Raw genomic sequence first — 12,907 nt, 5'->3', positions numbered from 1 at the left:
ATGCGGCCCGTTTCCGTTGGTGCAGCCGGGATCGGAGAGCCCGGTGGCGCGTCGCTCACGCAGCCCCGGCGCGGGCGGAGGTTTGACTGCTGTCGCTCAGCTCGACCAGGCCTTCCCGGAGCGACACCTCCAGGTCCTGCGCCAGGATCCGGTCCAGCGCGCCGATGTCAGGGAGCCTGTCGATGCAGACCCAGCCATCCCGCCCCTTGCGCTTGCCCAGGTACATGGCGGCGTCCGCAAGCTGCACCAGCCGCTGCCAGGGGATATCCGCCGCTTCGCCGCTTTCCATCCGCGGATAGGGCACGATGCCGCTGGTGCAGGTCACGTCCAACGAAGCCCCACCGGCAAGGACGAAGGGCGCGCTGGAGACCGCCGCGCGGATGCGGTCGCCAATCCGGCACGCCTCGCCCGCATGGGCCACGCGTGCCACCAGCAGGAACTCCTCGCCGCCCCAGCGCACCAGCATGTCGGTGTCGCGGATCGCGCCCTGGATCCGGCGCGCGAACTCCACCAGCACCCGGTCACCCGCCTCGTGGCCGTGCTGGTCGTTGATCCGTTTGAAATGATCGATATCGAACAGGCAGAACACGATCGAATGCGCGGCGCCTTCATGGCAAGCGCGCTTGACCAGGCCAATCTCGCGCCCGACGTTGTGCTCGAAATAGCGCCGGTTGCGCAGTCCGGTCAGCCCGTCCTCCAGGCTCATCGACAGGAACTGGCGGGCGAGCTTCCGGTTGTGCCGCAGGCGCAGCACGATGACCAGCAACACCAGCAGCAGGATGGCGACCGCTGCCACCGCCAGCAGGCGCTGGGTGGCCAGCTTGTCCTGTTCGGCGCGCTTCAGCGCCTGTTCCTTCTCCAGCAACTGGCCCACCAGCTTCGACTCAAGCTGCAGACGGCTGAGTTCGGCGCGCGAGGCCCCGCGCATGGCGCTCTGCTTGAGCTGTGGCTCCAGCGTCTGCACGAACAGCCGGTGCAGGCCATCCAGCCCCACCAGCCGCCAGTCCGGATGAGGAAGGATTGCGAGGCGCTTGTAGAGGTCAAGACTGACCTCCAGCGGCGTCTTCGGCGACAGGTCGCGGCACGGCGCCAGCTTTGCCTGCCCGTCCAGCTTGAGCTGCACCAGCTGCTGGTAGCAAGCCAGGTAGGCGGTATCCGTCTCCGCACTGGCGGGGGTTTCGCGGGATTGCCGCAGCCACTCGCGCGCCTGCGCCGTGCGCCCCAGTTCCGCCGCCGACAGCGCCGAGAACACCAGCGCGCCCTGCCGGAACTCGGTCTGCCGCGGGTCCATCTCGCCGAGCCAACGCAATGCCCTGGCGTAGTCCTGCAGGTGCAAGGCATGGGCCACGCCGGCGTTGAACTGGGTCAGGGTGATGACACTGTCGAAGTAGTCGGCATCCCCGGGGTATTGCTTCTTCATCGCGCGGAACCGCGCGATTGCGTCTTCCTGCAGGGCAATACCCTTGTTGACGTATTCGCGGTCGCCATGCACCACGTAAAGGGTGGCGGTATTCAAGGTCACGTCGATCAGCGTTTCCGGCAGCGCTTTCCCGGCCAGCTTCAGGGCCTGTTCGTACGACTGGAACGCGCCGGCGATGTCCCCCAGTTCGGACTGCGCCCACGCCGCCGACGACAGCGCCTTGGTGGCGAGGTCGATGTCGCCCGCCTTGATGGCATCGGCGTGGATCTCCAGCAGCTCATGGGCGTGACCCTTGAGGTCACCGTCGCCGGTGGACGCGCAGGCAAGGCGGTAGCGCAGGTCGAAAGCGGCCGGCGCGACCCGCCGGCAATCGGCCAGGGTCCCTGCGCTGTTCCCCTGGAAGTACTGCTGCATCGCGCGCTCCGACACCAGCTGGTAGCGACGCACGGGATCGGTGGTGCTGGCGAGCTGAAGCTCCAGCCATTCGATCCGCTGCGGATACGTCATCCTGGCGAACTCGGCGGGAATCTTCGGCTGCGCTTCCAGCGCCTTCACGGTGATCGCCCCGTCCGCCGCCCTCACGGGCAGCGCGAGCATCAATGCGATACACGCAGCGGACGTCCAGTGCATGGCCGGGTCATGACCAACAAGTGCCTGCGGTCAGTCTGGCGGGTGGGCCAAGGGCACGCAAGCCACGCGCCCCGCTCATCCTGCCGGCCGCGTAAAATGGCCGGATGCCCCTCCTCCAATTCCAGAACGTCGACTTCAGCGTCGGCGGCCCACTGCTGCTCGAACAGGTCAACCTGACCATCGAACCCGGCGAACGCGTCTGCATCGTCGGCCGCAACGGCGCCGGCAAATCCACCCTGATGCGGCTGATGGCCGGCGACATCAAACCCGACGACGGCGAGCTGCGCGTGCAGGGCGGCGTGGTGGTCGCGCGGATGGCGCAGGAAGTGCCGCAGGACACCCACGGCAGCGTGTTCGACGTGGTGGCCGAGGGGCTGGGCGACCTGGGCGCGCTGCTGGCACGCTTCCACCACGCCGTGCACGACGGCGACATGGATGCGATGGCCGACGCGCAGGCGCAGATCGAAGCGCAGCACGGCTGGGACCTGGATCGCCGCGTGCAGCAGGTGCTGGAGCGGCTGGAACTGCCGGAGGACGCGGATTTCGCCGCGCTGTCCGGCGGCATGAAGCGACGCGTGCTGCTGGCACAGGCACTGGTGCGTGCGCCCGACATCCTGTTGCTGGACGAACCCACCAACCACCTCGACATCGAGGCGATCGACTGGCTGGAAGGTTTCCTCAAATCCTTCAACGGCAGCATCGTCTTCGTCACCCACGACCGCAGCTTCCTGCGCGCGCTGGCCACCCGCATCGTCGAAATCGACCGCGGCCAGGTCACCAGCTGGCCCGGCGACTACGACAACTACCTGCGCCGCCGCGAGGAACGCCTGCACGCGCAGGCGCAGGAGAACGCGCGCTTCGACAAGCTGCTGGCGCAGGAAGAAGTGTGGATCCGCCAGGGCATCAAGGCCCGCCGCACCCGCAACGAAGGCCGGGTGACCGCACTCAAGACGATGCGCCGCGAGCGCGCCGCGCGCCGCGAACTCACCGGCAAGGTGAAGATGGAGGCCGCCAGCGCGCAATCCTCCGGCAAGAAGGTCATCGAGATGACCGGGGTGTCGCAGGCGTTCGGCGACAAGGTGATCCTGCGCGATGCCAGCACCGTGCTGCTGCGCGGCGACAAGGTCGGCATCATCGGCCCCAACGGCTCCGGCAAGTCGACCCTGCTGAAGATCCTGCTGGGCGAACTGACGCCGGATACCGGCACGGTGGCGATGGGCACCAACCTGCAGATCGCCTATTTCGACCAGCACCGCAGCCAGCTGGACGAAACCCGCAGCGCGCTGGAGAACGTGGCCGGCGGGCGCGACTTCGTCGAGATCAACGGCAGCCGCAAGCACATCATCGGCTACCTGCAGGAATTCCTGTTCAGCCCGGAACGCGCGCGCGCACCAATCACCCGCTTGTCCGGCGGCGAGCGCAACCGCCTGCTGCTGGCGCGGCTGTTCGCGCAGCCGTCCAACCTGCTGGTGATGGACGAACCCACCAACGACCTCGACGTGGAGACCCTCGAGCTGCTGGAAGAACTGCTGCTGGACTACCAGGGCACCCTGCTGCTGGTCAGCCACGACCGCGATTTCCTCGACAATGTCGTCACCAGCACGCTGGCGCTGGAAGGCGGTGGCCGGCTGGGCGAATACGTCGGCGGCTACAGCGACTGGCTGCGGCAGCGGCCGCAGGCGCAGATGCAGCTGCAGACAGCAGCGGCAGCGGCCCCGGCAGCACCTTCCGCGCCCACCCCCGCGAAGATAAAGCTCAGCTACAAGGACCAGCGCGAACTGGAGCTGCTGCCAGCGAAGATCGAGCAGCTGGAAACCGACATCGCCACGCGCAGCGCCGCCATGCAGGATGCCGCCTTCTACAAGCAGGACGCCGCTGCCCAGCAGCGCGCGAATGTCGAATTGGCCACGCTGCAGGCCGAACTGGACGCCGCCTACGCGCGCTGGGAAGCGCTGGGCGGCTGATCCGTCAGTCGCAGCTGCCGTCCACGCTGCAGGCCGCACCACCCGTTGCCGGGCCAGGCACGGGTTCCGCCGCCAACATCGCGATCTGCGCACCCAGCATCAGGTCCTCCACCTGACCGAAGTGGTGCTGGCGCAGGCGGCCGACGCGGTCGACCAGCAGCAGCGTCGGCGTGCCGCGCATGCCGTAGGCGGCCATGGTGCGCGGGATCGCGCCCGCCTCGGACGCTGCATCCACGCCCACCGGGAAGCCGATCCGGTATTCGTGCAGGAATGCTTCCAGCGCCACCGGCGTCATCGCCGCATGGTGTTCGAACACGGTGTGCAGGCCGATCACCTCCACATCCTCGCGCGCGAACACCTGCCGCACCCGTTGCGCCTGCGGCAACCCGTGCGAGACGCAGCCGGGGCACAGCATCTGGAATGCCTCGATGACCACCACGCGACCGCGCAGCGCGGCCAGCGACAGCGGCGCGGGCGCGTTGAACCAGCGTGAAACCTGCCATTCCGGAGCTTGCGTATCGATCGCCATGCGTGCCTCGCCGCTGCAACGCGGCCAGTCTGCGCCCGCACGGCGGCAGTGGCCAGCCATCGCTACCCATGGCTCCATCGCGATGCTGCGATACAATGCGCGACCGCCGAGGGGCGCTGCGATGGAGGCCGGGTCCAACCCCGCCGACCACCAGGCTCGGCGATGTCCAACAACGGCGCCCGTGACCGCATCCACCGCACTCACGGAGTTTCACCATGAACGCTGTTGCCAGGACCTTCTCGACCGAGGGCGATTACAAGGTCGCCGACATTTCGCTGGCCGACTGGGGCCGCAAGGAACTCGACATCGCCGAGCACGAGATGCCGGGCCTGATGTCGATCCGCAAGCAGTACGCCGCCACCACCCCGCTCAAGGGCGTGCGGGTGACCGGCTCGCTGCACATGACCATCCAGACCGCGGTGCTGATCGAGACGCTGAAGGACATCGGCGCCGACGTGCGCTGGGCGTCCTGCAACATCTTCAGCACCCAGGACCACGCCGCCGCCGCGATCGCCGCCACCGGCACCCCCGTGTTCGCCTGGAAGGGCGAGACGCTGGAGGAATACTGGGACTGCACGCTCGACGCGCTGACCTTCACCCTGGCCGACGGCACCCTGACCGGCCCGGAACTGGTGGTCGATGACGGCGGCGACGTGACCCTGCTGATCCACAAGGGCTATGAGCTGGAACAGGGCGACGACAGCTGGGTCAATTCGGCCTCCGGCAGCCACGAGGAGCAGGTGATCAAGAACCTGCTCAAGCGCGTCGCCAGCGAGCGTCCCGGCTACTGGACCCGCGTGGTCAAGGACTGGAAGGGCGTTTCCGAGGAAACCACCACCGGCGTGCACCGCCTCTACCAGCTGGCCGAGAAGGGCCAGCTGCTGGTGCCGGCGATCAACGTCAACGACTCGGTCACCAAGTCGAAGTTCGACAACCTGTACGGCTGCCGCGAATCGCTCGCCGATGGCCTGAAGCGCGCGCTGGACGTGATGCTGGCCGGCAAGGTGGCGGTGGTCTGCGGCTACGGCGACGTCGGCAAGGGTTCGGCGGCATCGCTGCGCGCCTACGGCGCCCGCGTCATCGTCACCGAGATCGACCCGATCTGCGCGCTGCAGGCGGCGATGGAAGGCTTTGAAGTCACCACCGTCGAGGACACCCTCGGCCGTGCCGACATCTACGTCACCACCACCGGCAACAAGGACATCATCACCCTGGCCAACATGCAGGCGATGAAGGACCAGGCCATCGTCTGCAACATCGGCCACTTCGACAACGAGATCCAGGTCGATGCGCTGTACGCCAGCGGCGCGGTGAAGACCAACATCAAGCCGCAGGTGGACAAGTTCACCTTCGCCAATGGCAACAGCATCTTCCTGCTGGCCGAAGGCCGGCTGGTGAACCTGGGCTGCGCCACCGGCCACCCCAGCTTCGTGATGTCGAACTCGTTCTCCAACCAGACGCTGGCGCAGATCGACCTGTGGGCCAACAAGGACGCCTACGAGGCCAAGGTCTACATCCTGCCGAAGAAGCTGGACGAGGAGGTGGCGCGCCTGCACCTGGAGAAGATCGGGGTGAAGCTGACCCGGCTGACGACCGAGCAGGCCGACTACCTCGGCGTGTCGACGGACGGCCCGTACAAGCCGGAGCACTACCGCTACTGATCGCCTTCCGGCGGCGGTGACAACGACGGGCGCCGCAAGGCGCCCGTTTCCGTTGCGGGACTAGCCCAACCGCGCCACCTGCTCGGCGTACGACTTGCGGGTCTGCACGAACAGGTCGAACGGGAATCGGGTCGACACGCCTTCCAGCGCCGTCGCCAGCATTTCCAGGTGGCCCTCGAAACCGGCGCAGGCCTTGGCCACGTCCTCGTCCGCCGGGATGCTCACGAACAGCTCCAGCCGGGTGCCGCCGCCGCGCGGATGCAGCTCCCAGCGCAACGGTCGCTGCGGCTGGTCACCGCTGCTCCACGAATACTCCAGCACCCGCCCCGGTTCGAACGCGGTCAGCCTGCTGTCGATGATCGTGCCGCTGTCGGCGAAATCGACCCGCACCGCGCCGCCCGGCTGCTGCTGGATGCTGCCCGGCGCCAGCCACTGCGCCATCGACGCCGAATCGGTGAGCATGGCCCAGACCGCGTCCGCCTCGTGTTCGAGGTCGCGCGAGAGATGGCCCTGGAAGCCGGTGTCGGTGCGCTGGATGCGCCCGACCGGAAACAGCATGGTGCTCATTGGCAGAATTCCTGGATGACGGCCTGCCAGTTGTACCCCCAGCGCCGCCGGCCTGCATTGACGCACGTCACCCGGCCCCGAGCGGCGGCCATGTCCGGACATATATCGCTTCATCCGGAAAAAGCGATATATAATCCCGCCACCCACGGACGATCCCGCCGAAATGCTGCCGATCAGCTTCGAGTTCTACCCGCCCAAGACCGACGAACAGCATGCCCAGTTCGACCGCACCGTGCGCAAGCTCAAGGCGCATGCGCCGCAGTTCATGTCGGTCACCTTCGGCGCCGGCGGCTCCACCCTCAGCCATACCCCGGAGACCGTGCAGCGGCTGCGCGGCGAACACGGCGTGGACGGCGTGCCACACCTGACCTGCGTCGGCGGCAGCCGCGAGGAGATCCGCACCCTGCTCAAGCTCTACCGCGCGCTGGGCTGCACCCGCATCGTCGCGCTGCGCGGCGACCTGCCCTCCGGCATGGCCCGCAGCGGCGACCTGCGCTATGCCAGCGAGCTGGTGCGGCTGATCCGCGACGAACACGGCGAGCATTTCCACGTCGAGGTGGCCGCCTATCCGGAAACCCACCCGCAGTCCGAAGACGCGCGGATCGGCCTGGGTCATTTCAAGACCAAGGTCGAGGCCGGCGCCAGCGGCGCGATCACCCAGTATTTCTACAACGCCGACGCCTATTTCCGCTTCGTCGACGATGCGCGCGCGCAGGGCATCGACCTGCCGATCGTTCCCGGGATCATGCCGATCGCCAACTTCAGCCAGCTGCGCCGGTTCTCCGAGGCCTGCGGGGCGCAGATCCCGCGCTGGATCGACCAGCGCATGCGCGCCTTCGGCGACGATGCCGAGGCGGTGCGCGAGTTCGCCGCCGACGTGGTGGCGGGGCTGTGCCGCCGGCTGGTCGAAGGCGGCGCGCCGGCGCTGCATTTCTACACGCTGAACCTGGCCAAGCCCACCCAGACGGTGCTGCAGCGGCTGGCCTGAACGCTTCGCGCGGGCTTTCTTCCGCATTGACGGGGCCACGCGTACCCTGCGGGAATGCTCCGTTTTTCCTTGCTACTGCTCCTGCTGGCCAGCCTCGCACCGATGCGCGAGGCGTCGGCACAGGTCAGGCATTGCGTCACCGCCGATGGCACCCGGCTGTACACCGACCGCCGCTGCGCGGACATGGGCGCGGTCGAGGAATTGCGCGTGCCCACCCTCGGCGCCCCCGCGGCAAGCTACCGCCGGCCGGTCTGCGCACGCGACGTGCAGGACCTGGCGTATGCACTGGAGGAGGCGGTCCGCTCCGGCGATGCCAACCGCATTGCCGGGTTGTATGACTGGGCAGGCATGGGGACCGCCAACGCCTATCGGGTGATGAAGCGTCTGCAGGCCATTGCCAGGCGCGACGTCGTGGAAGTGCAGACGGTCCACGCCGGCGACCGCTGGGAAAGCGCCGACCCGTGGCTGGCCCCGCCTCCCGCGGGACCACCGATAGGCCTGCGGGTGAAACAGGTGCAGGCGGACGGTTACACGCCGGCGCGCGCCAGTTTCGGGCTGCGCCAGCGCATGGGCTGCTGGTGGGTGCGGATGTAGCCGCCCGCGGCGTGGCCGGGGACGGCTGTGCGCCGGTCAGCGCAGGCGCACCATCCAGCCGTGGCGATCCGGCGCGCGGCCATGCTGGATGTCGGTCAATTCGCGACGCAGCGCCATGGTGACCTCGCCGGCCGGCGCATGGATGTCGCCGACCGCGAAGTCATTGCCCTTCAGTTCGCCGATCGGGGTGACCACCGCGGCGGTGCCGCAGGCGAACACTTCGGCGATCTCGCCGGAGGCAACGCCGGCCTTCCACTCATCGATGGAAACCTTGCGCTCCTCCACCGTCATGCCGCGGTCGCGCGCCAGCTGCAGGATGCTGGAGCGGGTGATGCCCTCGAGGATGCTGCCCGACAGCTCCGGAGTGACCAGGCGACCGTCGCGGTAGACCAGGAACACGTTCATCCCGCCCAGTTCTTCCAGGTACTTGCCTTCGACCGGGTCGAGGAACAGCACCTGCGAGCAGCCCTGCGCCTGCGCTTCCTGCTGCGGCAGCAGCGAAGCGGCATAGTTGCCGCCGCATTTGGCCGCGCCGGTGCCGCCCTTGGCCGCGCGCGCGTAGTCCTCGGACAGCCAGATCGACACCGGGGCGACGCCCTTGGCGAAGTAGGCGCCGGCCGGGCTGGCGATCACGTAATAGGTCGCCGCCTGCGCCGCGCGCACGCCGAGGAAAGCTTCGCTGGCGATCATGAAGGGGCGGAAATACAGGCTGCTTTCCGGCGCCGACGGCACCCAGGCGTGGTCGACCGCGACCAGCTGGCGCAGCGATTCGACGAACTCGTCCACCGGCAGCTGCGGCAGCGCCAGCCGCGCGGCGGAACGCTGCAGGCGCGCGCCATTGGCCTCGGGGCGGAAGGTCCAGATCGAACCGTCGGCATGGCGATAGGCCTTGATGCCTTCGAAGATCTCCTGGCCGTAATGCAGCACCGCCGCCGCCGGGTCCAGCGACAGCGGGCCGTAGGCGTGGACCTGCGCGTCGTACCAGCCCCGGTCCTTGTCCCACTGGATCGCCACCATGTGGTCGGTGAAGCGCTTGCCGAAGCCCAGCTCGCCGGCCAGCAGCGCGTTGCGCTGCGCCTCGCCGAGAGCGTGATCGGACAGGTTGACCTGGTAGGCCAGCGGTGCGGCGGTGGAAGCGTGCATGCGCGAATTCCTGGAAAACGTATCCGCACATTATGACGCCGCGACGCCGCCGGCGCTGCCGCGCCTCAGCCGAAGGTCAGCGTGGCGACCACGCCCCTGCCGTCACCCGGCCGCACCCGCACGTCCCAGGCGTACAGCGCGCACAGCCGGCGCACGATCGACAGGCCGATGCCGCCACCTTGCGAATGCCCGGCGTGGGTGCCGCGGTAGCCGCGGGTGAACAGCTTGGCCGCGTCCTCGGCGCTCAGGCCCGGGCCGGAGTCGCTGACTTCCACCGCGTTGGCCAACACCCGCACCACCACCTCGCCGCTGGGCGTGTATTTCACGGCGTTGCCGATCAGGTTGCCCAGGGCCACCGACAGCACCGATTCCGGCACGTCCAGCGGCAGCGTCGCGGCGCCCTCCAGGCGCAGCACCACCGGCTTGCCGGCAAGCTGGGCGCGATGGCTTTCCAGCAGCTGCTGCGCCACCCGCGCGGCATCGCATTGGCCCACCGCGCGCTCGTTGCGCGACAGCAGCAGCAGCGCGCTGATCAGGTCGGTGCACTGCAGTTCGGCGCGCTGGATGCGCGACAGCCGGGTGCGCGTGCGCTCGTCCAGTTCGGGCCGGGCCAGCAGCAGCTCCACCGCGCCGCGGATCACCGCCAGCGGGGTGCGCAGCTCGTGGCTGACGTCGGCGTTGAATTCGCGGTCGCGCTGCACCACCTCGGTCAGCCGCGCGGCGTAGTCGTCCAGCGCCTTCGCCAGCTCGCCCACTTCGTCCTCGGGAAAGTGGGGCGCCAGCGCCTCCGGGCTGGAACTGGTGCCGGAACGGCGCAGCCGCTGCGCCAGCTCGGTGACCGGGCTCATCACCCGCGCGGCCGACCACCAGCCGATCAGCAGCGAAAACAGGGTGAAGATCCCGACGCTGGCCACCAGCGCGCTGTTGAGCTTCTGCTGGCTCTCGCGCTCTTCGGCGATGTCGTAGGCGAGGAAGAACCAATAATCCGGGTCCTTGCGCACCGCCAGCTTGTAGACCCGCGGCTCGCCGGACGCCTGCGCCGGCATGGCCACGTCGTGCACGCCGTTGGACAGGTCGCGCCATTCCGGCGGCACCTTGTCGAGCTTGCGGGTGCTGAACTGCCGGCCCTGGATCTTCTCGAACGGGATGCCCACGGCGGTCGGGTTGCGATAGAACCCTTCCGCGAACATGTTGTTGTTCTTCGCCAGCGCCGCGCCAAGCACGTTGTTTTCGACGCGGTTGCGCATGTAGACCGTGGTCGCCGCGATCAGCGTAGTCAGGGCGAAGCCGAACAGCACGAACGACAGGATGATGCGGGTGCGCAGCCGCCGCCGGGCCCGCGGCAGGCGCGCCAACGCAGGGTCAGTTGCCTGCATCTGGCACAGCGATCCTGTAGCCGATGCCGTGGCGGGTCTGGATCATCGGCGTGCCGAACGGCTTGTCCACCGCCGCGCGCAGGCCGTGGATATGCACCCGCAGCGAATCCGAATCCGGCAGTTCCTCGCCCCAGACGCGGCCCTCCAGGTCCTGCCGGGTCACCACCGCCGGCGAGGCCTCCATCAGCGCCTGCAGGATCTTCAGCGCGGTGGGATTGAGCTGGATCAGCTTGCCCTCGCGGTGCACTTCCAGGGTGTCGAGGTTGTATTCCAGCTCGCCGACGTGGAGCACCCGCGCCGGCAGCCCGCGTCCGCGCCGCGCCAGCGCGTTCAGGCGCACGTTCACTTCCTGCAGCGCGAACGGCTTGATCAGGTAGTCGTCGGCGCCGGAATCGAAGCCGGCCAACTTGTTGTCCAGCGAGTCGCGCGCGGTCAGCATCAGTACCGGGGTCTGCTTGCGCGCCTCCACGCGCAGCTTGCGGCAGACCTCCAGGCCATCCATGCCCGGCAAGTTGAGGTCCAGCACGATCGCATCGAAGTCGTGCACCACCGCAAGGTGCAGCCCGGTGATGCCGTCGGCGGCGAAATCCACGGTGTGGCCGCAGTCCTCCAGGTAGTCGCCCAGGTTGGCGGCGATGTCGGGGTTGTCCTCGATGACCAGAATGCGCATGGGGGTTCCAGTTTGGCGGGTCCGCCGGGTGAGACCGGCGCGGCTCTCGCCGGTTCCCGATTCTTGCACAGCGGGTTCATTTGCGCGGGCCATTTGGCGCAGGCAACAAAAGGCCCGGGCGAAGCCGCCCGGGCCGAAGTTCACATGCATGCCCTGCATGCCCGACTGCGGGGGAAGTACAGCCGGGCATGTGGGGATGTTGGGCGACGTCCGATTAAGAATCCGTCAAATCGGTGTTGCGAGTGCGTTGCGTCGCTGCGGCGCGTTCGGCCACGTGCTCGATCACCGCACCGGCCACGTCCAGGCCGGTGACCGTCTCGATGCCCTCCAGTCCCGGCGACGAGTTGACCTCCAGCACCAGCGGGCCGCGCTGGCTGCGGATCAGGTCCACCCCGGCCACGCCGAGACCGAGGATGCGCGCCGCGCGCACCGCCGTGTCCACCTCGGCGCGGGTCGGCCGGACCTTCTTGGCGATGCCGCCGCGGTGCAGGTTGGAGCGGAAGTCGCCCTTCGGTGCCTGCCGCCGCATCGCCGCGACCACGCGGTCGCCGACCACGAAGCAGCGCAGGTCGGCGCCCTTGGCCTCGGCGATGAACTCCTGCACCAGGAAATTGGCATACAGGCCGCGCAGGGTTTCGATGGCCGCGCGCGACGCCGACGGCTTCTCGGTCAGCATCACCCCCGCGCCCTGGGTGCCCTCGTTGAGCTTGATGACATGCGGCGCCGGCCCCAGCATCGCCAGCAGGTCGCCGGTATCGTCGGGGTTGTCGCCGAACACCGTCACCGGCAGGCCGATGCCCTCCGCCGCCAGCACCTGGTGGCAGCGCAGCTTGTCGCGCGCGCGCGCGATCGCCGCCGCGCTGTTGGGGCTGTAGCTGCCCATCAGCTCGAACTGGCGTAGCACCGCGCAGCCGTAGCGCGTCACCGACGCGCCCACCCGCGGCACCACCGCTTCATAACCGGCCAGCGGCTTGCCCTTGTAGCGCATGTCGAAGCCGTCGCTGCTGATCCGCAGGTAGCAGCGCAGCGGGTCGAGCACGCGCACGCTGTGTCCGCGCTCGCGCGCGGCCTCCACCAGCCGGCGGGTGGAATACAGCTTGCCGTTGCGGGAAAGGATGGCGAGTTTCATCTCGGTAAGACCCTGCATGCGCCGCTGCCGACGGCGCCCATCATCAACTGCTTCGCCAACGGAAAGGGCGGCATCCACGCGGATGCCGCCCTTGCAACTGATCATCTTGGAGCGGGTGAAGGGAATCGAACCCTCGTCAGTAGCTTGGGAAGCTACAGCTCTGCCATTGAGCTACACCCGCGAGGCCGGCAAGTCTATGCCGGTGGCGGTGCGGGATGCAACGCAGGCGCGCCGCA

Annotated in this window: 11 protein-coding genes, 1 tRNA gene and 1 riboswitch; of the genes, 4 read left to right on the top strand and 8 right to left on the bottom strand. The window is 68.4% G+C overall.

The genetic code is table 11. From position 1 onward, the window contains the following. Positions 1 to 55 precede the first annotated feature (55 nt). Positions 56 to 2,017, bottom strand: coding sequence for a GGDEF domain-containing protein (locus tag G582_RS0113735; protein WP_038054360.1), 1,962 nt, complete (start codon positions 2,015 to 2,017; stop codon positions 56 to 58). A 137-nt stretch (positions 2,018 to 2,154) separates the two neighbouring features. Here G582_RS0113735 and G582_RS0113730 point away from each other — a divergent pair, with 137 nt between their 5' ends. Then, a complete protein-coding gene (locus tag G582_RS0113730; RefSeq protein ID WP_028840302.1) occupies positions 2,155 to 4,014 on the top strand; it encodes an ATP-binding cassette domain-containing protein in 1,860 nt (619 codons plus the stop codon). Positions 4,015 to 4,018: 4 nt separating this feature from the next. On the opposite strand, the gene G582_RS16840 is transcribed toward G582_RS0113730, so the two are convergent. Beyond that, a complete protein-coding gene (locus tag G582_RS16840; RefSeq protein WP_051247293.1) occupies positions 4,019 to 4,543 on the bottom strand; it encodes a redoxin domain-containing protein in 525 nt (174 codons plus the stop codon). Positions 4,544 to 4,645: 102 nt separating this feature from the next. After that, a riboswitch (S-adenosyl-L-homocysteine riboswitch) is annotated at positions 4,646 to 4,731 on the top strand. Positions 4,732 to 4,758: 27 nt separating this feature from the next. Between G582_RS16840 and ahcY the strand changes: the two genes are divergently transcribed. Further along, positions 4,759 to 6,204, top strand: a complete 1,446-nt coding sequence (ahcY, locus tag G582_RS0113720) for an adenosylhomocysteinase (protein WP_028840301.1) — start codon at positions 4,759 to 4,761, stop codon at positions 6,202 to 6,204. Between the two features lie 60 nt (positions 6,205 to 6,264). On the opposite strand, the gene G582_RS0113715 is transcribed toward ahcY, so the two are convergent. Then, positions 6,265 to 6,771, bottom strand: coding sequence for an SRPBCC family protein (locus G582_RS0113715; protein WP_028840300.1), 507 nt, complete (start codon positions 6,769 to 6,771; stop codon positions 6,265 to 6,267). 163 nt (positions 6,772 to 6,934) lie between these two features. On the opposite strand from G582_RS0113715, the gene metF reads away from it, so the two are divergent. Both metF and G582_RS0113705 read left to right on the top strand, forming a co-directional pair. Next, positions 6,935 to 7,759 (top strand): methylenetetrahydrofolate reductase [NAD(P)H], encoded by an 825-nt coding sequence (metF, locus tag G582_RS0113710; RefSeq protein ID WP_028840299.1) that lies wholly within the window; start codon positions 6,935 to 6,937, stop codon positions 7,757 to 7,759. 54 nt (positions 7,760 to 7,813) lie between these two features. After that, positions 7,814 to 8,353, top strand: coding sequence for a hypothetical protein (locus G582_RS0113705; RefSeq protein WP_028840298.1), 540 nt, complete (start codon positions 7,814 to 7,816; stop codon positions 8,351 to 8,353). Between the two features lie 36 nt (positions 8,354 to 8,389). Here the strand turns inward: G582_RS0113705 and G582_RS0113700 are convergent, their stop codons facing one another. From G582_RS0113700 to G582_RS0113680, 5 genes are all read right to left on the bottom strand, one after another. Further along, positions 8,390 to 9,496 (bottom strand): branched-chain amino acid aminotransferase, encoded by a 1,107-nt coding sequence (locus G582_RS0113700; RefSeq protein WP_028840297.1) that lies wholly within the window; start codon positions 9,494 to 9,496, stop codon positions 8,390 to 8,392. A 65-nt stretch (positions 9,497 to 9,561) separates the two neighbouring features. Next, positions 9,562 to 10,872: a sensor histidine kinase gene (locus G582_RS0113695; RefSeq protein ID WP_038054356.1), complete on the bottom strand. Its 1,311-nt coding sequence runs from the start codon at positions 10,870 to 10,872 to the stop codon at positions 9,562 to 9,564. Continuing rightward, positions 10,859 to 11,542: a response regulator transcription factor gene (locus tag G582_RS0113690; RefSeq protein WP_028840295.1), complete on the bottom strand. Its 684-nt coding sequence runs from the start codon at positions 11,540 to 11,542 to the stop codon at positions 10,859 to 10,861. Before G582_RS0113690 ends, G582_RS0113695 begins: the two co-directional genes overlap by 14 nt. Positions 11,543 to 11,756: 214 nt before the next feature. Next, positions 11,757 to 12,671 carry a 30S ribosomal protein S6--L-glutamate ligase gene (rimK, locus tag G582_RS0113685; RefSeq protein WP_028840294.1) on the bottom strand — a complete coding sequence of 305 codons (915 nt, stop codon included), beginning with the start codon at positions 12,669 to 12,671 and terminating at the stop codon, positions 11,757 to 11,759. 107 nt (positions 12,672 to 12,778) lie between these two features. Then, a tRNA-Gly gene (locus tag G582_RS0113680) sits at positions 12,779 to 12,852 on the bottom strand. Positions 12,853 to 12,907: the final 55 nt, after the last annotated feature.

The organism is Thermomonas fusca DSM 15424, from assembly GCF_000423885.1.
Classification (GTDB): Bacteria; Pseudomonadota; Gammaproteobacteria; order Xanthomonadales; family Xanthomonadaceae; genus Thermomonas; species Thermomonas fusca.
The sequence above is the reverse complement of the archived record's forward strand: the minus strand, read 5'-3'. Positions and strand labels throughout refer to the sequence as shown.